Annotated in this window: 25 protein-coding genes and 2 pseudogenes; 1 reads left to right on the top strand and 26 read right to left on the bottom strand. The window is 35.8% G+C overall.

Annotated features, from left to right (window positions below):
- Window positions 1-63: 63 nt before the first annotated feature.
- The 24 genes and pseudogenes from CKV67_RS03595 to CKV67_RS03480 form a co-directional block, all read right to left on the bottom strand.
- Window positions 64-1,053 carry a lipoate--protein ligase gene (locus tag CKV67_RS03595; RefSeq protein ID WP_014092204.1) on the bottom strand — a complete coding sequence of 330 codons (990 nt, stop codon included), beginning with the start codon at window positions 1,051-1,053 and terminating at the stop codon, window positions 64-66.
- Between the two features lie 4 nt (window positions 1,054-1,057).
- Window positions 1,058-1,930 carry a metallophosphoesterase gene (locus CKV67_RS03590; RefSeq protein ID WP_014092203.1) on the bottom strand — a complete coding sequence of 291 codons (873 nt, stop codon included), beginning with the start codon at window positions 1,928-1,930 and terminating at the stop codon, window positions 1,058-1,060.
- A gap of 76 nt (window positions 1,931-2,006) precedes the next feature.
- A complete protein-coding gene (hflX, locus tag CKV67_RS03585; RefSeq protein ID WP_014092202.1) occupies window positions 2,007-3,263 on the bottom strand; it encodes a GTPase HflX in 1,257 nt (418 codons plus the stop codon).
- Window positions 3,264-3,589: 326 nt separating this feature from the next.
- The gene (locus tag CKV67_RS03580; RefSeq protein ID WP_014092201.1) at window positions 3,590-4,210 is read right to left on the bottom strand and encodes a flavin reductase family protein; all 621 of its coding nucleotides are present in this window, start codon (window positions 4,208-4,210) and stop codon (window positions 3,590-3,592) included.
- 8 nt (window positions 4,211-4,218) lie between these two features.
- Window positions 4,219-4,827, bottom strand: a complete 609-nt coding sequence (locus CKV67_RS03575; protein WP_014092200.1) for an alpha/beta hydrolase — start codon at window positions 4,825-4,827, stop codon at window positions 4,219-4,221.
- Window positions 4,827-5,792 carry a ring-cleaving dioxygenase gene (locus CKV67_RS03570; protein WP_014092199.1) on the bottom strand — a complete coding sequence of 322 codons (966 nt, stop codon included), beginning with the start codon at window positions 5,790-5,792 and terminating at the stop codon, window positions 4,827-4,829. The genes CKV67_RS03575 and CKV67_RS03570 overlap by 1 nt, the downstream gene beginning before the upstream one ends.
- Complete coding sequence (locus tag CKV67_RS03565; protein ID WP_025279798.1) at window positions 5,792-6,679, bottom strand: VOC family protein; 888 nt, start codon at window positions 6,677-6,679, stop codon at window positions 5,792-5,794. Before CKV67_RS03565 ends, CKV67_RS03570 begins: the two co-directional genes overlap by 1 nt.
- Window positions 6,680-6,853: 174 nt before the next feature.
- On the bottom strand, window positions 6,854-8,644 hold the full coding sequence (locus tag CKV67_RS03560; protein ID WP_014092197.1) for an LPXTG cell wall anchor domain-containing protein: 1,791 nt from the start codon (window positions 8,642-8,644) through the stop codon (window positions 6,854-6,856).
- A 295-nt stretch (window positions 8,645-8,939) separates the two neighbouring features.
- A complete protein-coding gene (gene add / locus CKV67_RS03555) occupies window positions 8,940-9,944 on the bottom strand; it encodes an adenosine deaminase (protein ID WP_014092196.1) in 1,005 nt (334 codons plus the stop codon).
- Between the two features lie 18 nt (window positions 9,945-9,962).
- A pseudogene (locus tag CKV67_RS14960) lies at window positions 9,963-10,779 on the bottom strand (purine-nucleoside phosphorylase).
- A complete protein-coding gene (locus CKV67_RS03545) occupies window positions 10,779-10,976 on the bottom strand; it encodes a PTS glucose transporter subunit IIA (protein ID WP_158641715.1) in 198 nt (65 codons plus the stop codon). The pseudogene CKV67_RS14960 and the gene CKV67_RS03545 overlap by 1 nt, the downstream one beginning before the upstream one ends.
- A 172-nt stretch (window positions 10,977-11,148) precedes the next feature.
- Window positions 11,149-11,787: a PTS sugar transporter subunit IIC gene (locus tag CKV67_RS03540; protein ID WP_051496811.1), complete on the bottom strand. Its 639-nt coding sequence runs from the start codon at window positions 11,785-11,787 to the stop codon at window positions 11,149-11,151.
- Window positions 11,760-12,566 (bottom strand): PTS transporter subunit EIIB, encoded by an 807-nt coding sequence (locus CKV67_RS03535; RefSeq protein ID WP_049793584.1) that lies wholly within the window; start codon window positions 12,564-12,566, stop codon window positions 11,760-11,762. Before CKV67_RS03535 ends, CKV67_RS03540 begins: the two co-directional genes overlap by 28 nt.
- A gap of 138 nt (window positions 12,567-12,704) precedes the next feature.
- Window positions 12,705-13,514: a nucleoside hydrolase gene (locus CKV67_RS03530; RefSeq protein WP_014092195.1), complete on the bottom strand. Its 810-nt coding sequence runs from the start codon at window positions 13,512-13,514 to the stop codon at window positions 12,705-12,707.
- A gap of 154 nt (window positions 13,515-13,668) precedes the next feature.
- Window positions 13,669-14,451 carry a DeoR/GlpR family DNA-binding transcription regulator gene (locus CKV67_RS03525; protein WP_014092194.1) on the bottom strand — a complete coding sequence of 261 codons (783 nt, stop codon included), beginning with the start codon at window positions 14,449-14,451 and terminating at the stop codon, window positions 13,669-13,671.
- A gap of 119 nt (window positions 14,452-14,570) precedes the next feature.
- Window positions 14,571-15,182, bottom strand: a complete 612-nt coding sequence (locus tag CKV67_RS03520; RefSeq protein ID WP_014092193.1) for a nuclear transport factor 2 family protein — start codon at window positions 15,180-15,182, stop codon at window positions 14,571-14,573.
- An 85-nt stretch (window positions 15,183-15,267) separates the two neighbouring features.
- The gene (locus CKV67_RS03515; protein ID WP_014092192.1) at window positions 15,268-15,948 is read right to left on the bottom strand and encodes a Crp/Fnr family transcriptional regulator; all 681 of its coding nucleotides are present in this window, start codon (window positions 15,946-15,948) and stop codon (window positions 15,268-15,270) included.
- 121 nt (window positions 15,949-16,069) lie between these two features.
- On the bottom strand, window positions 16,070-16,909 hold the full coding sequence (locus tag CKV67_RS03510; protein WP_014092191.1) for an alpha/beta fold hydrolase: 840 nt from the start codon (window positions 16,907-16,909) through the stop codon (window positions 16,070-16,072).
- Window positions 16,910-17,039: 130 nt separating this feature from the next.
- Window positions 17,040-17,597 (bottom strand): P-loop NTPase family protein, encoded by a 558-nt coding sequence (locus tag CKV67_RS03505; RefSeq protein WP_014092190.1) that lies wholly within the window; start codon window positions 17,595-17,597, stop codon window positions 17,040-17,042.
- A 162-nt stretch (window positions 17,598-17,759) separates the two neighbouring features.
- On the bottom strand, window positions 17,760-18,260 hold the full coding sequence (locus CKV67_RS03500; protein WP_014092189.1) for a hypothetical protein: 501 nt from the start codon (window positions 18,258-18,260) through the stop codon (window positions 17,760-17,762).
- A 25-nt stretch (window positions 18,261-18,285) separates the two neighbouring features.
- Window positions 18,286-20,286 (bottom strand): ABC transporter ATP-binding protein/permease, encoded by a 2,001-nt coding sequence (locus CKV67_RS03495; protein ID WP_014092188.1) that lies wholly within the window; start codon window positions 20,284-20,286, stop codon window positions 18,286-18,288.
- Window positions 20,287-20,299: 13 nt separating this feature from the next.
- The gene (locus CKV67_RS03490) at window positions 20,300-21,004 is read right to left on the bottom strand and encodes a hypothetical protein (RefSeq protein WP_014092187.1); all 705 of its coding nucleotides are present in this window, start codon (window positions 21,002-21,004) and stop codon (window positions 20,300-20,302) included.
- Window positions 21,001-21,689: pseudogene (locus tag CKV67_RS03485) on the bottom strand (ATP-binding cassette domain-containing protein). Before CKV67_RS03485 ends, CKV67_RS03490 begins: the two are co-directional and overlap by 4 nt.
- The gene (locus CKV67_RS03480) at window positions 21,683-22,048 is read right to left on the bottom strand and encodes a GntR family transcriptional regulator (protein WP_014092185.1); all 366 of its coding nucleotides are present in this window, start codon (window positions 22,046-22,048) and stop codon (window positions 21,683-21,685) included. The pseudogene CKV67_RS03485 and the gene CKV67_RS03480 overlap by 7 nt, the downstream one beginning before the upstream one ends.
- Window positions 22,049-22,302: 254 nt before the next feature.
- Between CKV67_RS03480 and CKV67_RS03475 the strand changes: the two genes are divergently transcribed.
- Complete coding sequence (locus CKV67_RS03475) at window positions 22,303-22,965, top strand: Crp/Fnr family transcriptional regulator (protein WP_014092184.1); 663 nt, start codon at window positions 22,303-22,305, stop codon at window positions 22,963-22,965.
- On the opposite strand, the gene CKV67_RS03470 is transcribed toward CKV67_RS03475, so the two are convergent.
- Together CKV67_RS03470 and CKV67_RS03465 are read right to left on the bottom strand one after the other, a co-directional pair.
- On the bottom strand, window positions 22,956-24,806 hold the full coding sequence (locus CKV67_RS03470) for a MucBP domain-containing protein (RefSeq protein WP_014092183.1): 1,851 nt from the start codon (window positions 24,804-24,806) through the stop codon (window positions 22,956-22,958). The two genes, CKV67_RS03475 and CKV67_RS03470, sit on opposite strands and share 10 nt — an antisense overlap.
- Window positions 24,807-25,069: 263 nt before the next feature.
- Window positions 25,070-26,872, bottom strand: a complete 1,803-nt coding sequence (locus CKV67_RS03465) for a beta-glucoside-specific PTS transporter subunit IIABC (RefSeq protein ID WP_025279794.1) — start codon at window positions 26,870-26,872, stop codon at window positions 25,070-25,072.
- Window positions 26,873-26,896: the final 24 nt, after the last annotated feature.

Genomic DNA, 26,896 nt, shown 5'->3' with positions numbered 1-26,896 from the left:
TATAGTTTAAGTAATCTATTTTGCACTAAAAAACTCTGAGCTAGTTTTCGCTCAGAGTTCTTCTTATTCAAACAGCATATCTACAATGGCTTCTTTTTCAATATGACCGAAATAGTCTTTTGCATCGATAGATTGGAGTATTTTCCGAATGGATTCACGATCATAGCGGCAGCCAATCATTCTATCTGCCAATTCGGTTACATCTTCGGTACCAAAGAAGTCTCCATAAATGATTGCTTCTTTTATTTGGCCTTTATTTAATTCAAGTTGAAATTCAATTGTGCCAGCTGGGAATCTTTTTTTGCGTTTCATACTTGCTTTAGGCGACTTCCCGTACGTCCAGTCCCAGTTACGGTAACGTTCGATGCGCAATTTTTCGATACCCATCTTATCTGTTTCCGTGAACTTATATCGCGGAATATCTGTTGTCTTAAAAATGGATTCTAATAAAACTTGTTTAAAAGTCTGAATATCCATGTCTTTCGTCAAATGTTCGCGGATAGTAGTAACACGACTCCGGACAGATTTTACGCCTTTTGACAAATACTTCTCTGGATCCACTTTTAAGGCAGATTCTAGCATACTTAAGTCCACATCAAAAAGTAGCGTCCCATGGCTATAAAGTCGACCTTTTGTTGCAAACTGGGCGTTACCACTTATTTTCTTCCCATCGATCTCGATATCGTTACGACCACTTAACTTGGCATTCATACCTAAATTTTGAAGAGCGTGAATTACTGGTTCTGTAAAACGCGCAAAATTTTGAAAGCTATTTCCATCATCTTTTGTAATCATACTAAAGCTGAGATTACCCTCATCATTGTAAACTGCGCCACCACCAGAAAGTCTTCGAAGCACATCGACATCATGCTGTTCTACAAATGTCTGATTAATTTCTTCCAGCGTATTTTGATTTTTACCAACAATAATCGTCGGCTTCATTCGATAAAACATAAAATACGTTTCATTCTCATCAAGAAAACGCAAAGCATATTCTTCCATTGCAAAATTATATGCTTGATCAAGCACATCTTCATTATCTAAATAAATCACGTTCTTAAGACTCCCCTTTTGCTTTAAGCGTAATCTGAATTACTTCTGGATCATTGAAAAGGCGTGGAATTTTGGTTACATTACCGAGTCCACGGCTAACAATAAGCGCTTTCCCAGCTGCACGGTGAATCCCTGCTGTCCATTTTGGTAAAAAGCCCTGACCTGGAGCGAATAATCCTTCTGTTAGCGGCAACCTAAATTGCCCCCCATGTGCATGACCAGATAAAACTAAATCGACCGGATAAGCTTGATATAACGACCAAAACTCCGGTCGATGGGCAAGTAAAATTGTAAAGTAATCGGCGGATAAGTTAGAAGTTGCTTCATCCAGTGATGCTGTTAATGCCTCCTCTTCCCATTCGCTTTTAGATAACTCGGACTCTACCCAATCCTCTTTGAAAAAACGTGGATCTTGTACACCGGCAACCATTATTGCAGCACCATCTTTTTTGAGGAAATAACGCTCATTTTCAAGCACGGTTACTTGATGCGCTTCTATATCTGCTTTAAAGTCCTCATAAAAAGCACTTCTACCTTCGTGATTGCCGCTCACATAAAAAGTTGGAAATTTTTTTGCAAGTTTTCGCACTAACGCCATCGCAACGACCGGAGACTCATCCCCATCAAGTATATCACCAGTTAAAAACACGGCATCCGGTGCTATTTCATTCACCATACTTAATAATGGATTGTTATACAAACCAAAACTTGCGCTGTGCAAATCAGAAAGCTGGACAAAACGAGCCTCATTCCATTCTTTTGGTATTTTATCAGATACTATTTCATAATTAGTTAATGTTAAATGCTTTGTTGACCAGTACGCATAACCTGTAAAAGCAACGACCGCACCAAGTATACCCCAACCTGTTTTTTTCATATGTTGAAAACTCCTCACTAAATTTGCTGTATGGTTCATTATAGCAAATCTAATAAGAACCTGCTTTAACGAGCTATTACTGTTCTACTTGATAGGCTTTTAGTTTCTGCAAGTCTACCGGACTAACTTCAGCGACCATTTTCGTACCATTTTCCAAGTACTCTGTTTCCAACACTTTCGCATGATCATTTAAATAAGCTACTACTTGTCCTGCTTCAAACGGAATCAGAAATTCGCTTTTTTCGTAGCCAGAAAATAGTTCCTTCTTAATAACCTCGGTCAGAAACTCTAAGCTTGGTTGTTCTCGTGCGGAAAAAACAATCGTATTTTCGGTTTGTTTCGGGTAGATTTCATCTTCCAGAAGATCCGCTTTATTATAAGCATAAATGACTGGAACATCTTCTACTCCAACAGCTTTCAATGTTTCTTCTGTTGTTTGCATCATTGTTTTATAATGTGGATCCGAATAATCTACGACGTGAATGAGTAAATCGGCATCACGAGCTTCTTCAAGTGTAGAACGGAATGCTTTGACTAGTTGGTGTGGCAATTTGCTAACAAATCCAACTGTATCTGTTAATAAAAATTGTTTATTGTCTGGTAACACAATTTCGCGGACACTTGTTTCGAGTGTCGCAAATAGCATGTCTTTCTCAAAAACTTGTTTGTCTGCCGTTTCGCTATAAGCTCGTACCAATCCATTCATAGTAGTAGATTTTCCAGCATTAGTATAGCCGACAAGAGATACAACTGGGATCTCATTTTTCTTCCGTTTACGACGGCGAACTTCTCGGTCATCTACCAACATGGCTAGTTCTTTTTGCAAATGACGAATTTGATGCTTAATGGTTCTGCGGTCTGTTTCGATTTTCTTTTCACCGGAACCACGATTGCTAAGCCCACCTTTTCCGCTTTGTTGGTCCATATCTTCCCCTTGTCCGAAAATCCTTGGCAGTTCATATTGAAGTTTCGCGATTTCCACTTGGAGCTGGGCTTCTTTTGTTTTTGCTCGATTTGCAAAGATTGCCAGGATTAAGCCAGTTCGGTCCATCACATCTAGTTCGAGCGCTTCTTCTAAATTCCGGATTTGTGACGGTGAAAGTTCATCATTAAAAATAACCAGACTGGCATCTTGCATCTCTGCTAAGCCTTTCACTTCGTCCACTTTTCCTTTCCCAACATACGTGGCACGGTTTTCTCGGTCGATATTTTGGCGCAGTTCACCTACGACTTCCATATTATTTGCAGCAGCTAGATTAGCCAGCTCTTCCATCGAATAATCAAAATCTTTCTGTTTTTGGCTTACACCAACGATTAATACTTTTTTCTCCATAAAAAAGGACCTCCTGAAATAGATTCAGCGCGGTCAGGGTTTCTGAGTAGAATAGAACACAAAATAAGCATCAAAAGGATACTATCTTTCCATCAAAGAGACGATTCCCCTTGATTCTACCCATATTTATTTTGGGTGCCACACATGCACACAAGACTAATCCCGTTACCCATACTAAAGAAGCATAGGTATTCCCGCACTATTTAATTAGTTGCATAGATTTTTGGGGAAACGTAGTCTAATATAACGCATGATGGACAACCCTCCGTTCGATTTAAGTTGCCCCTAGTTTAACATGATGTCTTTGGTTTCGCAACTACTTACTGCTAATTTGGCCGAATAAGCCGAAAAACTTCGCCCAGTTTAGAGTAATCATTTCCTGCCAAACGAGCGACTGGTGCCAAAGCTTCTGGCAAAATGTATTCTTTTTCTTTATCAAATACATTATCGTTAAATTCATAAGTTAAAACCCGTGCTAGGAGTAAATCAGTAACCACTTTCCCAGCATCATTCGTAACCAGGACTAGTCTATCTAATTTGGCGGTTAAAACAATGGCCGCCTCTGCTATTTTAGGAGTCTTCATTCCTGGGACATTTGCTAGATGAAAGTTTGTGTCAGCCACTTCACTTACATCTGGTGCAAGTCTAGCCGCCGTTTTATTTATTTCTTCCACCATTTCTTCACTAACAATATGGATATTTAGTTCTTTTGTAAAAGCTGCGTTTCTAGCGGTATCTTTCTGCTCTCCTTCTACCCGTTGAACAGCAATCGAGATTATCGCAGGATCACTTGAAACGATATTAAAAAAACTGAATGGGGCGGCGTTCACCGTCACCCCATCTTCAGCAAGTGTTGTAACAAAAGCAATTGGTCGTGGGATAATGCTTCCAGTCAAAAATTTATAATTCTCTTTTTGCGTTAAATCGGCACTTTTAAAACTAGTCATCTAACCCCTCACTTCTCGTTTTTATGATACCATTTTTTCGCTTCTTCTAGTTCTTCCATTGTTAGTGAATGTCCTGCCGCAGTCCAAACAGTTTCGACTTTAGCCCCGCGTTTTTCGAGGATTTCTACTAGTTGTTCGGAAGCTTTTGCCGTGATTAGTGGATCATTTAAACCCGCTGAAAGAAAGACGCTTCGGTGGTCTATCGAAAATGCTGGTTGTCCATTTCCTGCTGGCATCGCATGGAACAAAATCGCCTTATGAAAACTATTCTCTGCTTGAAGTAAAGCGTTTGCCGCAATATTTGCGCCGTTAGAATAACCAACAGCAATAATTTTTTCAAAATCCAATTGATATTTCTCTGCTAATTCACGAGTTGTCGCAATTAAATCTTTGGTTTTACTTTCTAAATCAACCAGATCTAGACTACCATCATGGAATCGTTTGAAAAAGCGGTTTGCCCCACCTTCCTTGATTTCACCTCGTAAAGAAAGAACTGGCGCATCACTAGCAATAAATTCCGCTACTTCGACAAGCGACTTTTCATCACCACCTGTTCCGTGAAGAAGAAGTAAAGGTGCTAATTCTTTATTTTTCCCTGGAATAAAAAGATGTTCCATTATTTTTCAGTCCTTTTTGTATTGATTGGGCGAACCATTTTTTCAATTTCTGCTCTTTTTGGTTCTAAAAATGGAGGTAAAGCAAGTTTTTCACCAAGAGTTTCGTATGGCTCGTCACTTGCAAAACCTGGCCCATCTGTCGCAAATTCAAATAAGATTCGTTCCGATACTGGCACGTATAATGATTCAAAATAAAAACGATTTACATAGCCAGAGTTTGGTGCTTCAATAGTATTCATCCGCTCAATCCATTTTTGTAGTTCGTCATGATCTTCCACTCGGAAAGCTACATGATGGACGCCTCCGTATCCTTGCATCGCTGCTGGAATATCCGTTCTTTCTTCCACAACAACTTGTGCGCCATTCCCACCTTCACCGACCTCATATAAATGTAGGCCATTTTCTTCTGTCACTTTTCTAAATCCTAAAATTGATTGTAAGATAGCGTCCATATTAGTTAACGATACAACTGTTAAAAATACTGGTCCTAGCCCGTATATCGCATATTTTTCTGGAACTGGCCCATTTTTCCACGGTGTCCCTGGTGCTACTCCGCTGTCTTTCTCATCGGAAACGAGTTGTAATTGTTGATCATCAAAATCTTGGAATGTTAAATATTTTTGACCAAATAATGTTTGGATTTCCCCGTGAGGAACTTCTAATTGGTTAAAACGATCTTGCCAATATTCAAGTGCTCCATCAGTTGGTACACGAAAAGATACGCGCGAAATGCTATCTGTACCATGGCGACCTTTTGGTAAATTAGGAAAATCAAAGAAAGTCATATCCGTTCCTGCAGAACCTTTATCATCTGCAAAAAATAAGTGATACGTGTGGATGTCGTCTTGATTGACGGTCTTTTTCACTAAACGCATTCCTAAAACTTCTGTGAAAAAAGCGTAATTTTTTTCGGCACTACTTGTCATTGCTGTTACATGGTGGATTCCTTTTAAATCTTTCATCATTATTCTTTCCCTCCAAAATAAGTTTCAATTTCTGTTCTTTTTTCTTCTAAAAAACTTGGTAGAGCAAGTTTTTCGCCGAGTGTTTCCAGTGGCTCATCAAGCGTAAAACCTGGTTCGGCGCTAGCAAATTCGATCCGCAGTCCGCTCGGTTCTTTGATATATAAACTTTTAAAATATTCTCGGTCGACGAATTCTTCTATTTTCAATTTGTTTTGAAGTGCTATTTCGTGAAGCTTATCAACTGCTTCTTTTGTTTTGACTGTATAAGCAATATGGTCAATCGTTCCTCGACCAGTTCGTGATTTTTTCTCTGATCCTGTTTTATAAAGCCTTGTAAAGCTCATTTGGTTACTATCTACTAATACCCCATTCTGACTGTCTAACCCAAAATAATTCGTAAAAAATGGGCTCGTTTCAGTTGGGCTTGGTACGTGATAGTCTGCTCCAAGAATCCGAACGATTTGTTGTGCGCTTGGTATATCGGTATGGATGGTAGGGTGAGAAATGGTTTCTGTGATTTCCGTTAGGATAATGCCCATCTGATCGGGATCGTGTAAGCTTAAAGTCTTCGCTGCTTTTTTAAAAGGTACAGCATAATCGTTTAGCCTTTTTTCCCAATAATTGGTTGTGTCTTTTGGGATTCCTAGGGTGATGTTTCCAAAATAGGTGCTTTCTTGATAGCTTGAACCGATTTTAGGGATTTCAAAAAAGGTTAATAGCGTCCCTGGTGTGCCGGCGTAATCCCCGTAAAACAGGTGGCGCATCTTAATATTGTCTTGGTTGACTGTATTTTTTACGAGCCGTAGCCCCAGTACTTCTGCATAAAAATGATGATTCTCGGTAAATGATTTTGTAAGCGCGGATACGTGATGGATTCCTTGGATCATTTTGTTTGTACCTCCTTTTGATTACTAACTATAGTTTATAACTAAACCGTTAAAAAGAAAAACAATATGCTCACAAAAAGTAAGTGGCTTTTTTTCACGTAAAAAAGAGCGCGAATTGGCGCTCTTTAATAGGTATCTGAATACGTTAAATAATCTTGGCTAAAACATCCATAACTATCCGTTCAGTTTATTTTTCTTCCGTTTGATTAAATAGAATAAACTAAATCCGAAGAAAATATAGCCTGCTACGGTCCAGCCTGAAGAACTGTTGTCTCCTGTTTTTGGTAATGATTTTGTATTTACTGCTACTTTTCCAGCTTTTGTTGGTGTTTCTTGTTCGGTTATTTTAACAGGGACATTTGCAGGTGAAACTTGTTCCTCATCACTTCTCTCATCGTCATCCGGTTTGTCCACAGGCAAAATATCATCATATGGCTGTTTGTCTGGAACTAGTGGATTGATTGGCGTATCATCGTTGGGTTTTGCTGTTACATAAACCGTTACTTCTTTGGTGATACTTGAATTAGTCACGCGCAAAGTAACTTGATACTTACCTGGAGTGGTTAAATCTACTACATCGGTAAAATTACTTTTAATTGTTTCACTAACTGGTGAGATACTTGCATGAATGTCTGTTAAGAAAGCAGCTTCCGTTCTAGTAGTGCCTTCAATATAACTTATTTCGTCATCACTTGTTAAAGCCCTCGTCTGATGAGGTACGCTCACTGTTCCGGTAAATTCGTTGTCTATACTACTGAAAGTGTACTCCACTTCGCCGCTTTCTGTTAGATTATCCCAAGTAATCGTTTTGCTAGCTGCATCATAAACGCCGCCATTTTTTGGTACAATGATGGAAAGTTCATCCCCGTTTTTATCAAACAAATTTGTTGGGATAGCATAGACAAGTTTATTAGCATCTATAACTTGAAGTGGCTCTAATATGAGCTGATTGGTAGCAGAATAATTAGCAATATTATCTGGTATGCTACTTATATCTTTCAATTGATTATTAAAGCAATCAATTGTACTTAACTTCAAATTTTTGCTAACATCCAAATTCGTTAGCTGGTTGTCAGAACAAAAAAAAGTCTGTAAATTCACATTACTACTGAGATCTAAATTCGTTAGCTGGTTGTTATAACAATAAATATTCAATACCTCTGGATTATTACTCACATCAAGATTTGCTAACTGATTATTTTCACATTCAAGCCACATTAACTTTGGATTTTTACTGAGGTCTAAACTCGTTAGTTGATTATCTTCACACTGAAGGGTGGATAACTTTGGATTTTTGCTCACATCTAGATTCGTTAGTTGGTTGTTACGACAATAGATCCCTCCTAAATTCAGATTTTTGCTGACATCTAAATCTGTTAGCTGATTATTATCCAAATAAAGTAAATATAATGCTATATTTTTGCTGACATCTAAATTGGTTAGCTGATTGTCATTGCATTTAAACTCATCTAATTCCAAATTTTTACTAATATCTATATTTGTTAACAAATTACTGCCACAGTCTAAAATGGCTAAATTGGTATTTTTACTGATATCTAGCGTCGTTAGCTGATTTCGAGAGATAACAAGCTCCTCTAGACCAGTCAAATATTCTATTCCCGTACTATCTTGAATGCCTAAACCATGACAAAAGAGTTGTTTAAGACTTGCTAGATCGCCTTCTGACACAAGCTCGTCACTAGTATCCCCAAATTCCCTAGCAACTTCTGCTGCTAAGACATCATCTGGAAACCAATCATTATAGGTTTTACTTATCGCTTGAACATTATCATTTTTAACAATATTGGCAGATTGCGTTTCTTTATTTTGTTTAAGCAATTTGTCAGCGGCTATTATTTGGTCCTCGCTATGTGTGTTTGTCGCTGCGTATACATCCGCAATTGGTACATAGCTTGTCATAGTTACACTTAAAGTGAGTATCAGCATAAATTTAGCTGTTTTCATTGTCAGTTCTCCTTTTTGATAGTATTATCCCTAATCAGATAAATTATTATACAATAGGATACTCCAACAAAAATAGACAAAATTGTATTACAAATCGAATTTAAGTTTGTATTTGTACAAAATGTGACCATCCTTAATCCCAGCTTAATATTGCTAATTTGTTAGTTTAAGAGGGTGATTTCACGAAGATTCTAATAATGTTCTATCTTTCGAGAAGGTCATTTAGTAAGAAAATTTAACTACTAAAATTAGACTAACTTTATTTAAAGTACCGTAGTCACTTGTTACGGATATTTCACGTCATTATCAACTGCTTTTTCAGTACTTGTTTGGTTGTATCGTCAGTAAACGAATGAGCGAGTGCTGTTTTTGCTTGTTTAAGGAGGAGTTCCTCTGATAACGCAAAACAGTGCTGATTCACTTGTAAAAATTCATTCGTTAAGGTTGTATTGGAAACAGTACGATTATCTGTATTGAAACAAATTGGAAGTTTGTTTCTAATGAAAGTGTCTACAGGATAACTTTGCCAGTTTTGCGCGGCACCGGTTTGAATATTACACACCGGACACATCTCAAGTAGTACTTCCTGCTTTACTGCTTTTTCCATTGCTTGCTGTGACTGGGCAAGTGCTATACCGTGACCAATGCGACTCGCTCCGAACTCTAAAGCTGTCAACACACTTGATAAATTGCCAGTTTCTCCAGCATGTATCGTGTAAGGTACCCCTATTCGGCTAGCGTAAGTAAATAATGATTGATAGTCTTTTGTAGGATACCTCCCTTCATCGCCTGCCAAATCAATCGCTACTACTCCCATGCCTAAATATTTTTTAGCTAAGTTAATGACAGCTAAATTTGATTTTTCAAGTTGTCTACGCATACAACAAAAAATGAGACCTATTTTTATTGAATAATGCTTTTCAGCAATTTGGCAAGCATTAATCAAAGCTTCCGCCACTTCTTCCATTGAAAAAGTGACCGTCCTTAAGTGTAGTGGTGAGAGTCTAATCTCCATGTAGATAATATTTTCCAGACTAGCTTGTTCTACTACATCTAAAAGAGCTAACTGTAGGGCTTCTTTCGTATGTAAACCAGAGGAAACTAGTCGGAAACAATCAATATATTTGGTTAAAGTACAATGAGCAGCTGCAACAGTCATTTGCTGCAATCGTTCATCAGAAAAACCTAATGGATTTCCTTGTATTTCATAAACTTTTCGAAGTGTCTCTATCCGTATTGAGCCATCTAGATGGCAATGAAGTTCTACTTTAGGTATGACCTTTATATGTTGTTCGTTCACAATTAGTCGTTTCCTTTCCTACAAATCTTTCAATATTTCTTTGACAAGGATACTAAACTTGCTTTTTGTTTGCTCGGTGGTTTCCACTACTTCCTCATGATTTAAGCTCGTCTGTAAACCAGCTGCTAAATTAGTAATACAAGATATGCCCGGCACATTGATTCCTGCATAGTTAGCCGCAATTACTTCTGGAACAGTGGACATACCAACTGCGTCTGACCCCAATCTCCCAGCCATCTGTATTTCTGCTGGAGTTTCATAACTTGGTCCAGAAAAAGCCATATAAACACCCTTTTTCAAAGAAATGTTTACTTTCTCTGCAGCTATCTGGGCTTTTTAATATAGTGATCGCAATAGGATCGACTCATAGCTGGGAAGCGTGGACCATTTTCTTCTATATTTTTTCCTATTAAAGGATTTGTTCTCATAAAATTAATATGATCAGTTAGCAACATCAGGTCCCCTGTTCTAAAAACTTCATTCACCCCTCCAGCAGCATTTGTAACAATAAGTGAATGTATTGCTATTGATTTCATTATTTGAACTGGATAAATAACCCTAGACATCTGGAGCCCTTCATAAAAATGAAACCTCCCTTGCAATGCTAAAACTTTTTTTCTGACAAGATTCCTGAAACAAGCTTTCCACTATGTCCAATAACCGTTGTAGTTGGAAAATGAGGAATAGCTTCATAAGGGATTTCTATTTTATTTTGAATGTCTTCTACTAAATCTCCCAAACCAGAACCAAGAATCAAGCCATAGTCTGCATCTTTAATTCCTTTTGTATGTAGAAAGTGGATTGTTTCTGCTTTTTTCTCTGCTAATGTTAGCATCATCTGTCTCCTTTTTTTACTTCAAGAAGAATTCCCGCACCACCAAGTTCCACTGTTTCCAGACCAATATGGACTAAAACATCTATGCCTGGAACGCTTTTTAATGTAATGGCGTGATTCGTAGGGAAGATGCTTTCAACCGTACCAGCTATTGGAGAAAACAAAGTGCCCGTAGTTGGTCGGACTGCAAAGCCCACTCCCATCAATTCTTCTGAAAACCAAATCCTCTACCTCTGCTAAAGAAATAGCTGTTCCTTCGATTGGTTGAAAAATGGTCATTTCTCTTGTTTTTTTAAACGTTTAAACATGTTTGTCCTCCTTGGTAATTACTGATAAACCAAGCAAGAAATCCCTTGCTTGGTTAAATGATTATGCCTCTTTGAAAGTAAAGAAAGCTAGTAAGAAGGCAATCAACATGGTAGCGAGTGAGGCTAACGCTACAACAATCACATAAGAGACGTCACCGGTTTGCGGATTGATAAATCCACCAATTCCTAAAACACCAATGGTACTGGCAAAATTATGAACCCCTGCTACAGCAATAATAAGTGCACCAACTGCTGTTCCAATACAAGTGTAAACAAATCGCCTTTTCACTGGTAAGGTAACTCCGTAGATAGAGGGCTCAATAATACAAAAGAAGTCGGAAACCATTGCCGGAACACAAATTTTCTTCACGTCCGGATTTTTCGTTTTCAAATAAACTGCAAATACAACAGCCATCTGAGCTAAAGGTGCGGTAAAAATCATTGGTAATAAATAATCGGTGCCTGCTGTTGCAAGATTATTTATTCCAATCGCTACAAGCGGCCAATGTAAACCAAGAATAACGAGTGGCGTATAAAGAATTCCAACAAATAAAGCGGTTACTATTGGCGAGAAACCAAACAACCCTAAAATTGCACTGGAAATAATGCTGCTGGCAATATTCGCAAGCGGACCGAATACTAAGATAGTTGCTGGGACACCAATAATCAATGTCAGAAATGGAACAAAGGTGAAATGCAATGATTTAGGAATAATTTTTTGGATAAAATGTTCCCATTTTGATAAAAAAACATGGAGAAAATAATCGGAATAACAGTTGAAGTATAACCATTCGCAGGAAAAATAATCGGAATCCCAAGAAAATCACTATAAATATTAGTTTGGAAAATAGTACCACTAAATAATTGATAGATTGCTTCTGAATCAACTAAGTCAGTGAGCAAATTCGGAAAAACAAGTGCAGCACCAACAATCATCCCAATAAACGGGTCTGAATTAAACGTTTTCGCACTTGTATATCCTAAAATAACCGGAAAAAAAGTAAACAAAGCATAACCGACAGCATTTAAGATAACAAATGCACCATCACCAGGGCTAACTACTTTAGTCGCAACTAAGAGTGATTGTACGCCTAAAATCAAAGAACATCCTATCATCACTCCAAGGGTTGGGGTAATAATTTTAGTAATCGTATCAATGAAACGATTTAATAATGTTTTTTTATCTTTATTACTGGAATCATTAGTGCCTGTTTCCTCCTTATGATTCGAAATAGATAATTTCGGCAGCATTTCTTGGTAGATATCTCCAACTTGCATGCCTACTACTACTTGGTATTGACCATTTGCAGCTTGAGCAGTCATAATTTCTTCATGGTTAATTAAAGCATCTCTATTAACTAAACTCTCATCTTTTAGTGTAAAACGTAATCTAGTCACACAATGTGTTAAAGCAGTTATATTGCTGTCTCCACCTACATTTTCAATAATGAACGCATTTAATTTATCATACTTTCCCATATGCCATTTTCTCCATTTCTAATTATTGTCAATCTTGGCGAGTTTCTCAAATAAATCTTCCATTAATTTATCTCTTTCAACAAAGTAAACATATTTAATAAAGTGGCGTCTAAAATCTTGGCTGTAATAATGGTTATCTTACATAATCGGGCTATTAACTAATTTATCTTTCATAAATTCTTCACCTAATAGCCAGCCAATTGGAACAACATCCCATAATGCACGCGACCAAACTTTTCCACCATTTTTTAGATTAGTTATTTTTGCTTCTTCTTCCGTTCTAGCTATCATATAATCACAAAAATGATTTTTTCCTTTTAACCAATATTCTAGTTCCGGTCCAGTTGTAGCAAAAGCAGAAATAACGCCCATTCCTGGAAACTGAATTAGTGGCAGCGGGGTATCAAGCAAAACTCGAGCGGCAACTAAATCTTGTCGACAATTAAAGGATAAATTATTATGCCATTCATAGCCCAATCCACCTAACCATAAAACAACTATATTTTCTGTTATTTTTGGTTCTAATAAAATAGCTGTAGCGATATTAGTAGCAGCAGCAATTCCAATGACATAAAGAGGATTTTCTGGACTATGTGCTAGTGCCAAGGCAATCAAATGTTGGACAGCCTCACTCATTTTAGGTTCTGAATTAACTAAAAAATCGACTGATCCTTTAAAAGTGATTTTTTCGAATTCAGGACGGTTCAACAATTTATAAACTCTAAGAATTTCTTCATAACTCTTTTCCATTCCATCTTTTGGACCATTAGAATGATGATTTAAAAATGGCGCAGCATACACTCCTACCACATTAAATTTTTCTTTTGATTGAATCATATACGCCAAGGCATATTGATCATCAATTTCGTTAAATGTATCTGTATCTAATACGACATCCACCTTTCCTGTTGGTCTTTCTAACATTTTCAAAATCTGGCTATTATCCATTCTAGTAAATCCTCATTCCTTGACTTTTTATAGGAAGCGTTTTCCTTGAATCCATCATAACATTAATTTGGTTATTATCAAATAATATTTTTGGTTTTGCCAAGTTTTAAATCACAAAAAAAGATAAATTGGTTTTCAACAATTTATCTTTTCATCAGATGTTCAAAATATCTATTTGAGCTTTGGCTAACGTTTCTAACTGCTCTTTAGTAAAGTCCACTTCTGTAATAATGGTATCGTAATCCGTTGCATGATTTACTTTCCACATAGCAATGCTTGGGTACTTACTATTTTCAATAAGTAAAATATTTTTTTGTGAATTTTTCATGATTGCTTTTTGCAAATCGGCATCTTGTTCTTTATAAGCGGTAATTTCTAAGTCTTCATCTATCGCACCTGGACTTATAAAAGAAATATCCGCTTTTAGTTCTTTCATTTGATGGACAGTCATCGAACCGAAAGCATTTTCTTGGTTTAAGCTAAAAGTTCCACCTAAAAAAATAATAGGAAGTTCTAATTTTTTCTCTTGAACATAGTGCATAATACTAAAGGAATTTGTAATTATAGTAATATTATTCAACAACTGTGGGTATTGACCAAGCATATGTATAAGCATAACGGAAATGCTATTATGTTCAATGGCGATTACTTGACCTGGACTAACTAACTTACATGCTTGATCCGCTATTTTACTTTTAGATTTTGAATTAACTTCTTTTCTAAATGAGTACGGTACATCCCTAGCAATGGTTGTATGAGCAATTGCTACACTACCATGTGCTTGAACTACTTTTCCAGCGAGTTGCTCGGATTTCAAATCGTTTCTTATTGTTTCTGTCGTTACGTTAAGAGATTCAGCTAAGTTAGCCAATGACAAAATCGAATTTTCATTTAATATTTCAATTATTTTATTTCTTCTTGATTCGACTTTTCCCATCTAATTCTCCTTTCCGCTTTAACACTAAAATTAGTATACCTTATTTTCGCTAAGTTTTGTATGAAAACCTGTATTTATATTCAAAAAGGCTAACTAGCTTCCACTAGCTAGCCAAAAAATTATTGTATTAACCATTCATCTGCTTCTTTGAAAAATTCGGCCACTTGTTCCGGGCGATCAATTCCTGGTAAGCTATTGTCGATTTCATAGCCATTTAATGTTAAAGAAAGTGCTAAACAAGCATAACTTTTTCTGAAATTGGCTAAAAGCTCGGCTGGAACGTTGGCATTTTCACTTGGCACTACAGGGGTTAGCGAGTCTTTTTCATAAACGCCTTCAAATGCTTTAATATACCAAGATCCGTCTATTCGTTCGACACGGGTAACCAACTTAGCATCTGAGTTTAATTCCATTTCCACGCCATTTATGATGGAACGTGTTTGGATTGTCGCTTGCATGATAGCAACAGCGCGGTCGCCATTAATCCAAATTTGTGTGTTATAGATTTTGTGTGGTGCTGGATTAGTCATTTTTTTAGAAGCTTCGATAAAACCATGACCAGTCCCTTGATACCAAGATATTTTCACGCTAGAATCTTTCATAAAACAAGTTTCCATCGCATCCCAAAGTGCATTATCTCGGCAAAATCGCTCAAATTGAACCAATTCTAAAATATCCGCTTTGGCACGCATTGTTTCTTCTGTATAAGGTAAATTTCTCGTCAATAACATTGGATCTCCTCCATATTCGGTTTAATACAGATAGCTTATCATTTTGCCTATGAAGAAGATGTAACAGCGGTTACGAAATCTATTTTTATTCGATAAAAGCATCAAAAATAACTACATCTAAAATTATGACTTTATTTCCTTCGATTTGAATGATGTTTTCTTTTTGCATTCTACCAAGTTCTCTTGAAAGTGAGGGCCTAGTGATATCTAAATAATCGGCAATTTCTTCTCTAGTTTCAGTTAATTCAATACTTCCATCTTCTTGTTGTAATCCTAATAAATAATTACTAATTTTGGCTCGAACAGAATCCTCTGACGTAATCCGTACTTTTTCACCGATATATTCAAATTTTCTCGTTACGCTTTTTAATAAGTTTACTAATAGACGGTTTTGAAGGGTTAAATCTAATTGTTGTAGTTTTTCTTTTTCAATCCCACTAATTTCGAGAACGGTGGTTGGCTCTAAAGCAATCGCATAATCCCAAAAAGGATTACGGTGAGAAAAATAGTAAATTTCACCAGTAATCTCTCCTCGTTCTGACACACTTTTCCCAAGAATTCGTTTCCCACTAATGGTGTTTTTCGCAATCGCCACATTTCCATTCACTAAAATAAAAATTTTCGTTGCTTCTTTTGTATAAAATAAGATTTCATTATTTTTATAATGTTTTTCTCTTACGGTAATTTGGGTCATTAACTCGGTCAATTGATTATCAGTAAAATCTTCACATAATTGGCTTTTTTGCAGTTCTGTTCGAATATCCATCATGTTTACTCCTTTGAAAGAAAGTTGTTTTTTCTAGGTAAGCATAGACCACTTTCTTTCAAATAGCAATTTCGAACAAAAAAATCCCGCTAAATTTTTTATTTAGCAGGATTTCTTTCCTTTAGCTCCACATTTCCAAAAGTACTTCAGCAAATCCAGCAGGTTTTTGAATGTAACCTAAATGGCCACCCGGAATGTCTACGATTTCAAGTCCAGTTTGCTCGGATAAATATTTGTTTACATCTTGCGGGAATGAACCTTTGGAGTCAGTCCCGTTTAGTAAAGTAATTTTTTCAATATATGGCTCGAAATCCGCTACCGAAATATCAGAACTTGTATATTGGCGAATTTCGTATTGGAACCAGTATTTCATTTGTTTCGTTACTGGATCTTCTTCTATGGCATCTTCTGTAGATACTGCTGGTTTGGACATACTTACCGCATCAATTGGTGCAATATGGAGTGTTTTTCCAAATAGTTGCATTGCCTCAGCCATATTTTTATTTATGGCAGTTTGGACGATTTCTTCATTGGAATCTTGCCATTTTTTTGCATCTGGTAAAAAGGTATTGATTGGCGGTTCGTGAAAAGCAATTTTTTTAACCACTGCTGGATAATCTCTAAGCACATGCATAGCAACAATTGACCCTGAGCTGGAACCTAAAATATAGACTGGTTCGTCGCTTACTTCTTTTGCGAGTGCCGCAATATCTGCTGCATCTCTTTTCACTCGGTAGTCATCATGAGCTAGGCTTGCACGTTCGGGTAATGCTTCGGTTACTCCACTTTTCCCGTAAGCACGACGATCCACAGTAACTACAGTAAAATGTTCTTGCAATTCTGCTGCGAGCGGTAAAAAGATATCACCTGTACCATTTGCACCGGGAATAAAGATAAGTACTGGACCTTGTCCGACTTTTTGGTAGGATAAATTTGCACCTTCTAATTTCAAAATACTCATTAAAACCATCTCCTCTAATTTATCTAGAATATAGTCATAGTATAAACAGTAATAACCATTAAATCTGTAACCGCGGTTACGAAAAGCAAAAAAAACGATGTAACGAAAATCATTACATCGTTTTAGTAGTCTAGCCAGCAACAATTCCTAAGGCTTTGCAATATTCTTTATAAACTCTATAACTTTCAATTATGTAGGTTTCGCCTTTATAATCATTTTCCAGCAATTCCTTTGTTGGTATTCCCGAACGTTTATTATACTTCGCAGCATACATTAAAAATGATAATTTCAATTTTTCATCGCATCCTTCTGCCATATCTGGTCTTTTTGCGAATAGGTATTTAAATCTTCTTTTCATGATATTGATAAGACAAATGCTAACAGGTATTTTTATCCAAATAACTAAGTCTGCATATGCCAATCTATCTTTTAAACTGGATAGATAATCTCCATCTATTATGTATGGTTGCTCCGAATTCAAAATCTCTGCTATTTTAAGTTTAAATTCTAATTCAGACAAATGCTCCCAATCTTTTTTCCAAAATATTTTATCTAAGTGATATACTTCCATAGATAAGTATTTTCCTAATTTGGAAGAAAACGTTGACTTTCCAGCACCATTAGGACCAATTACTAAAATTCTTTGTTTGTTTTTTAATTTGCTTTGTAAATCGTTGAATTGATTCATGTCAGCCACCTTTCATTCTTTGGAGTTTTTAACCAAATTAGCTCGTCCAAACATTTAGATGGGTTAATTATATCAGCTAATTGCTTATCAAGAAATTATTCAAACTAAAAAAGTGTAATATGACAAGGATTTCTCATCACATTACACTTTTGCTATTTATATTTACTTCAAAATTGCATGTGTTAAATCATCCACAAAATCTTGTTTATTCTCGCTTTTCGATGCTTCCGAAATCGCATCAACATCATTTGGTTGGTCATCCCAGTTGCCAGAATCAGCGGTAACAGCGATATGGATGTTTTTATCTTTGTTATCGTTCATAAAAGTTGTGACGTTTTCCGGAATATCATCGGATTGAACTGTTGTAAATAAAACGACCTTATCATAATCATCCGCTTTTACTTTATCTAATTTGGTTGTATCAATGATTGAAATATGCACATTTTTCCCTTCCATTTCTTCTTTCACTTGATCGATAACACTATCTTTAAACTTGCTTCCTTGCGTTGCGAGCAGTACATGACTCCCAGTGGCAGATTTGTTGACCTCTGCTGTTTCGGTAACGTCCATTGATTTTAAGAAGCGATAAGAAAGCATCACTCCGGCGAATATTACTACGGCAATTCCTACAATAATTAAGCTGATTTTTACTGGTTTTTTCATGTTTAAATTCCTCTTTTCTTTTTTGTTATTCTGAACGTAATGCTTCTGCTGCATCGAGTTTTGCGGCTTTATTACTTGGATAGATGGAGAAAATAAAACCAATCGTGATCGTTATGGCAAGTGTAACTACGAAATTCCAAACCGAAATATGAATCATCTCTTCAAAACCAATTTTTGTTTCTAAAATTGGACTAACTAATTTGGCAATCGTCATTGCAACTGCACCAGATAATACATTAGCCAAAATAATAATATAACTGGCTTCCATCATAAATAATCCACGAATGTGACACTTACGGTAACCCATTGCTCGGAATACCCCAATCTCTCTTGTTCGCTCTACAACACCAATATATAGGACAATCGCAATCATCACACCAGCGACTGCTAATGAAAGACCTGCTATAAATGCAATCAAATACACGATAATATCAGTGAATTGACTAAAGGTATCTACGAAAGCATTAGCGTTTGTAATGGAATAGTTAGCCCACTTTTTATCATTTTCATATTTTTCTACTACTTTCTCCGCTTGATTAGTTGTTTCTGTAAATGCATCTACTGAAAGAATCGGTTTTTCAATGCCGGTTGCCTCAATAAAATCATTCATTGTTTTAGTAGAAACATTAAATCCACTTGCAAAGCCTTCTTTTGATGGGTTAGTTATTCCAGTAATCACTGTTTCAATTTTAATTGTATTCTCTGTGTCACTGTTTCTTCCTGCATACAGTAAATAAATCTTTTTACCGATCAGTTTATCTCCGTCTTTTTTGGTCAATTCAGCTGAATCACTTTTGCCAAGAATTGCTCTTGCAACACTTGAAGGAATAACAGCACCGTTTTCGTCACTCTTGACCATTTCACCACTTAGTAAATATTCATCTTCCACCGTTAAATCTTCATAACGAGCTGGTTTAAAATTTGCCTCTTGCATTTCATTTGATGCACCTTTTAAATCTTTCCCATCGTATTCAAATTTTATCCCTTGAATCGTCGTGCGCTCATAAACTTCTGAAACACCTTCATCTTGATACAATTGCTTAATTTTTTTAACTTCACTTCCTGTTAATGGCGTCGTTGGTTCAGGTGACTTTGAACCACCATCTTCCATATAATAGGTTGTAATTTGGTTTGGTGAAAAAGTGGTTCCAAAAATCTGAGACAAACTTTGGTTAACTCCATTTCCAAGTCCAAAAGCTAATAAAATTGCAATAATTCCAATCGATGTTCCAAGCGCAACGAGTAAATTCCGAAATTTTCTATTGAAAAAACTTCGAAAAGAAATTTTTGCGATAGCCAATCCATTAAGTTTTAACTTTTTTTCCTTTTTTTGACTCACACGCTGTTCGACCGCTTTTTTCCTTTCAAAAGAAACTACCTCACCATCTGCCAATCGCAGTACTGCATCCGTTTTATCTGCAATATTTAAATCATGGGTAACGACGATAACTGTTGTTCCTTGTTTAGTTAGTTCTTTTAACAACTTGATAATTTCTTCTGAAGTTACGCTGTCAAGAGCTCCTGTGGGTTCATCTGCAATAATCATGTCTGGATTGTTAGCTAATGATCTAGCAATAGCTACACGTTGCTTTTGTCCACCAGAAAGTTGTGTTGGTTTTTGATTAGCAAACTCTTCCAAGCCAACTTGACGAAGCAGCTCTAAAGCTCGGATATTTCGTTCACTTTCTGAAAGCTCGGCATTTAAATATAAGGGAACTTTTACATTTTCGATGACAGACATATGACTGACTAAATGAAAACTTTGGAAAATAAAACCAATATGATTAAAATGATACTTATCTAAATCAATATCTTGTAGATTTTCACCGTTATATAAAACTTCTCCGGAATAATCTGTATCAAGCCCACTAATGATATTTAATAACGTAGATTTACTACTCCCGCTTTTCCCAATAATTGCTGCAAATTCACCGTCTTGAATAGTTACGTTGACATTTTTTAAAACCGGAACTTCATTTTTCTTTCCTAATTTATAAGCTTTTTGTAATGCTTTAATTTCTAACATTCTTTCCCTACTTTCAAATTGTGTCGATTTTTTTAGATTTACTATAGATATAACTTCCTGCAATGATCGAACATAGAGATAAATTCCAAATAATAGATAGTAGCGAGATTTCAAAATTCCCATTTGGTAAAATTGAAATGATTCCTCCACTGTTATAAATATGCAAATAATATTCTGCAAGTAAATTAACAATTAGAATGGCAAAAAGAAGAAAAATCACTCCTGCTTTTTGAACATAACTTGTCTTCACATGGTCTTTTAGCCAACTTAATGGAATCACAAAATAACAGACAAACATAGAGATAAATAAAAACATCATTCCTGTTCCTGCTACAAAAGATAAAGCATCTCCCGCTGCGATACGTTCTGTTTCAAATCCGTAATACCAAATAAATGCACTTTGAGTCAAAATAACAGCGATTGCCGCTAGATAGGCAGCAAATAGTTTTCCAAAAAGCTTTGTAACTTCCGAATATTTCGAAAGCGACACGAGTGTTAAATTTTCTTTTGAGGTGTCTAATTTTGTGATTTTCCATGTTGAGATTAGCACTAAAAGTAAGCTCATCACTGTAGTTCCACGAATCGCTCTAAAAAGCAAATCTGGTCCTTCTAGTAAATTCATTGTTAACCCCACTAAATTAAGCCCCAAGATAATTGCAAGTCCAATTACAAGAACGGGACTAATTTGTTTTAAATAAAAAGTAATCATTTTTTTCATTTGCTCATTTCCTCCTTATAGAAATCTATTAATGAATGACCAGTTTCTGATCGATATATTTCGGTATCAATTTTTTTAATGTTTTATTTTTTATTAACCATAATTTATTGTAAAGTTGTTCCGTTCCTTCTAAATGATGGGAAGAAATAATCGTAATTGCATCCGATTTTGTTTCACTAATAATTGCCTTCATCACTTCTGACCTCGCTAATATGTCAATGTTAGCAAAAGGTTCATCATATAAATAAACTTCGACATCCCTTGCTAATACACTACCTATTTTCACCTTCATTAACATGCCGGTAGATAATTCACCAAGCTTAAGTTGCTTATTGATACCCCATGATGCTAATAATCTATCCCATTTCTCTATCTGAATATCATCAAAAAGCAAAGTATGTTGTTTTACAAATTCTGCAATTGTCGTATTTTTCATCGCAAAATTTTCATTACTTAAATAGGCGACTTGTTGGCGAATATTATTACTAATAAATGGTTCACTATTCAATTCTATCGTTCCACCATCCGCTTTTTTTAGATATGCAATCATGTCTAGTAAAGTTGTTTTGCCACTGCCATTTTCGCCAGTTAAAACAATCATATCGCCAGGTTTTGCTTCAAAGTCGATATTCTCTATTATCGAATGGTTAGCATATGCTTTATAAAGATTCATTCCTACTAACATTTTTCTACCTCCTTAAATTTCTTAACCCACTCGATTATTTCTTCCTTACTAATACCTAATTTCATCATTTCAAGAATAAAGCTTTCTGTTAGTTGTTTTGCTATGCCGGTTTCCAATTCTTTAATTCTCTCCTTATCTTTGGTTAAATATTTGCCAGTTCCACGAATAGTGTAGATAATGCCCTCTTCTTCTAGTTCTGCATATGCTCGTTGAATAGTTGTTGGATTCACTTCAAGTTGAACTGCTAACTCTCTTACAGATGGTAATTTATCCCCTTGCTTAAAAACTTTTGTAATAATTCCTCCGTGAATATAGTGGACTATTTGTTTATAAATGGGTTTGTTATCATCAAATTTCATAATGGCTCCTTTCTTTTCCGTGCCACTGTACCACCTAAGTCGCACTGACTATGAATGTAATATAACAAATGAAAATAACCCCATTTATATAAACAATATATTTAAAAGTGCCTTTTTCTTTATTTTTAAAATATATCAAGCTTCAAAGGTACTTCTAATGCAGTTTTTAGGAGCGTCACAAACTGTTCATAACTCTTTTTTACGTTTAATAGCGTATAATATAAAGGAAATCAGTAGAAAGCGAGGTTTTAATAATGTCCACAAATCTGAGTACTGTTTTAAACTATTTGAAAGAGTTTCCGGATTACTACAAATATGTATCTAAAAAAACCTATAAAATGAACGATAAGATTATTTTTGAAGAGGAAAAAGCAAGACATATTTTCTTTGTAGTAGAAGGTTACGCTGCAGTGGAATTAGAGGATAAATTAAGAAAAAGCAACTATATTTCCATTTTTGTTTTACCTACTAATATTTTAGGTATTGATGCTTTTTCTACTTTTCCAAAAAAACAACATAGCATCACTGTTATGAGTGATACTTTAGCGCTTTATAAAATAGAGGCTGAATTTTTACTAAATATGCTTGCAGTGAAGCCAGATATGAATGATTTTTTATTAACTAATATCGCTGATGTGTTTGCAAGACATTATGCACTCCTTGGAATGATAGCCAAGACGCCCAAAGAACGTATATATATGGCTTTTCGTAACTTAGCTTTAGAAATGGGAACAGATCAGCCCGAAGTTGGACAAATTATTTTACCTAGTTTTATTAACCAGAATGTTTTAGCAAGATATTGTCGTACAACACAACCGAATATTTCTAATTTGTTATCAGAATTAGTAGCAGAAGGTTTTTTGATAAATAAAAAAAGCCCTTACCGGATAGATAAGGACTTGTTAGATTATGAATGAACCTTTTTTCTAAATATACTAATTGCCGCAAAAATAGCTGATAAACCGGCTATACAATAAAGAACTCTGTCTAACATATTATCGCCTGTTTTCGGAAGCTTCGATTGTACTGAAGCTGTTGACTGCTCGCTATGAACAGATGTTACTTTTATAAATTCAAATGGTTGATTTGGATTGAACGGCTGAGAAAGGGAAGTTGGATTAACTGAATTCGTCAGGGCAATTGGATTTGTTGGATTAACCGGAATCTCTTTTGCTTTCACAGTTACTTTAATTTCCATTTCTGCTCCGGCGTAAATATATTTCACAGAATAGATACCCGGTTTAGATGTATCTACTGTACCTACTACGATAACCTCGTCAAATGGTACTTCATTGCCGTTTTTATCAAAGGCTGAGTCAAAATTGTCTTTTGCCTTCCAATCTGCGCCTACATATATGGTAGAATCGTGTGCTGTTATTTTCGTTTGATTGGTTTTATACGTATAAATGACGGTTTGACTATCTTCTGTAAAATTCCCTGTTGCATTGATTGGAAGTTTGTTTTCATCTACAACCCAATTAGAAATTTCTTTTGGTATTGTTTCATATGAAGCATCTATTTTCCCTGTTAATACATCTGATTTGGCAATCTCCGCTCCATTTTCGTCTAAATATTCTACGGTTACAGGCGCTCCATCTATCTTGTTATATACGTAAGTTACGGTTTGAGGTTCGGCAGATAAAAGTCCGATTGAATTACTAGGGAACTTAGATTGATCTAATACATAATTAGGAATGGTCAACTGATATTCCGGTGTTCTTGCATTATAGTAATCATCTACTGTCCCACTAATTTGTTGTGGATCATGAATAGTTGCTCCATTTTCATCAATATATTGAATAGTCACATTTTCAGCTTGAGGGGATAAAATATCAATAGCTATGACTGTTTTATTTTGCGGGTTATTAAATGCTTTATCGAGTACAAAGTTAAGCATATATGAGCCAGGTTTCCAGCCTGAAAGCGGAATACTCACATCCGCTGTAAGCTCTCCATCATAAATTACTTTCTCAGTATTTTCGTCTGTAATCGTTATGTGATGACCAGCAAAAAGTTCTGCATCAAACATATACTTTGCTTTTAAATCAATATACGTTGGACTACCTTTAAGAAATGGTGTAAAAATTGTACTATTATCCAAACCAGGAATAAAAGTATTACCTGCTTCTATTTGTCCACTACAAGGAGAGTATGGAATAGGATAAGTAAAGGTGTACGCTGAATAGACACTTGGAACACTATCTGTACTGTTAATCGTTATCTGGTTTCCAGAAACGTTGACTTCATTCTTCCCTGTTCTATTTTCATATAAGCTAAGCGGCAATTGCCCCACAAGACGATTAGATTGTAGCATGATTGAATCAATATTTCCTAATCCGTTCGGAATCGTTCCTGATAATTGATTGTAATCTAATCTAAGTGCTTTAAGTTTTTCTAATTCTCCTAGTTCAGCTGGAATCGTTCCCGTCAAATTATTGCTATACAAAACCAAACTCTCTAAGGAAACTAAATTATTAATTTCTGGCGGTACTTCACCAGTGAGATTTCTATCAGCAAGATAAATAGATGTAATTTTAGCAAGATCTTCAAAAGTTAAGTTCACTCCTACTTTTTTAGGGGAAAGTTGTCTATTCACTTCATTAATAAGCCATGCCTGTTCACCTAAATCTGCTATCATTACTATTTCTGAGTTTTCTTGAGTTACTGCTGCACTATTGTCATCAAGTGCCATTGTAGTTTGCGGATAAAAGCTAAGGCAAATAGCTACAATTAAAGTTAAATGGAATAGTTTTTTCATTATTAAAAGGTGACCTCCTGAAAAGTTCTTAGTATACAGTATATGATACTACGACTAACATCAGAAAGTTACCTTTTCCCAGAAATTCCTTTCATACTTGTGAACACTTTATGACTTCTGTGGATAAGTTGATTGAATTAACTGCACTCCAAACAACGAATACGCTTGAAAAATTAGATTATAAGTCTAATTTCGCAAGCGTAATCATAATAAATATTCTACTAATTTTTATTCTTAATTCCTACCATTTCCATTTGTTTCGATCAGTTTACTGGTAAGGTTATTAGCTTATCTCCTGTATGTGCAATTGCTTCGGTAGCTAAACTCACTTCTTGTTTTGGATTAGTTATCAGAATCGGTGTAATTAAATTATAGTTCTCCTCTAATATTTTCTCCCTATCAAAGAGAACTAGTACATCTCCTTTTGAAACTTTTTGCCCTACTTTTACTTTAACATCAAAGTATTTTCCATTTAACTCAACTGTTTCTAGTCCAATATGCATTAAAATTTCTGTCCCATTATTTGTGCACATTCCAATGGCATGTCCGGTTGGAAAAGCAACCATTATTTCTCCATCAACTGGCGCTACTAGTTTACCGTCTGATGGTATTATTGCTAAACCATGTCCTAGTTCTCCTGTAGAGAAGACTTTATCAGGAACATTTTTAAGTTCTACTACCTCACCATTTAATGGGCTTGCTAAAATTTCTTCCTTTTCATTTGTTTCTTCATTTTTAGGATTGTACCCGAAAAAGAAAGTCATAATTGCTGCAGAGAAAAAGGCTACAATGATGGCAAGAATGAAAGCACCAAAGCCTTGTCCCATAAAGACTGGAATACTTAGAATACCAACTGGTCCCGCCGCAAGTGCTGCACTACCTGCCGCACCAGTAATCCCACCAGCTATTCCTCCTGCTACTAGAGCGAAATAAAATGGTTTCTTGTATTTCAAGTTAATTCCATAAATTGCTGGTTCTGTAATACTGAAAATAGCCGTTACAGAAGCCGATAAAGCAAGTTGTCTTATTTTTACATCTTTCGCTCTTAAAAATACACCAAAAGCTGACCCGGCTTGAGCAAAGTTAGATGGTCCAACCATACCGTTAATAGTATTTCTTCCATAAAGTGCTAAATTATTATATCCGATTGGAACAATACCCCAGTGCAAACCGAAAACAACAAGTACTTGCCATACCGCCCCTAAAATCACACCGCAAACTATCGGACTGAGCGAATACATAAACTCATATCCCGAGCCAATTGCATTACTAAGATAGGTAGCAACAGGTCCGATTAATAAATATGTTGAAGGAACGACAATAATTAAACAAAGCAGTGGAGTCAAAACATTTTTGACAACTGGATGAATGTATTTATTACACAATTTTTCTACTTTGGAAAGGAAATATACTGCAAAAATAATTGGTAATACCGAACTTGTATAACGAGCTAGAATTACTGGAATTCCAAAAAAGTCCACGCTTGTTCCATCCGAGAAGGCTTGAATAAGGCTAGGATATAACAAAGCGCCACCTACTACAGCTGCTAAGTATAAATTCGCACCAAACTTTTTAGCAGATGTATACGCTAACAAAATTGGTAGGAAATAAAATACAGAGTCTGCAGCTGCATTTAGAATCATATAGGATCCGCTTTCTGGATTCAACCCCAAATTCACAGCAATCATCAACAGCCCTTTTATCATCCCACCACCAATCAATGCAGGTAAAATTGGCGTAAATATAGAAGAAACTAAATCAATGGCTCGATCTAAAAATTTTTCTTTTTTCTTATCTGCGGGCTCAGGCTCATTTTGATTAATGGAACTAATTTCACTAATCGCTTTGAAAACATCTGACACAGTATTCCCGATTACAACTTGATATTGTCCACCACTTTGAACAACACTAACTACCCCATCTAATTTTTCAATGGCAGCTGTATTTGCAATAGAAGTATCTTTCAGCTTAAAACGGAGACGAGTTGCGCAGTGAACTAGAGAAATAACATTATCTTCTCCGCCAATGTTTTGAATAATTTGTTTAGCTAAATCTTGATAACTCATAATAAGCGCTCCTTTAAATTTATT

Source organism: Listeria ivanovii subsp. ivanovii, from assembly GCF_900187025.1.
GTDB classification, from domain to species: domain Bacteria; phylum Bacillota; class Bacilli; order Lactobacillales; family Listeriaceae; genus Listeria; species Listeria ivanovii.
Note: the sequence above shows the minus strand (reverse complement) of the source record. Positions and strands in the feature narration are given on the sequence as shown.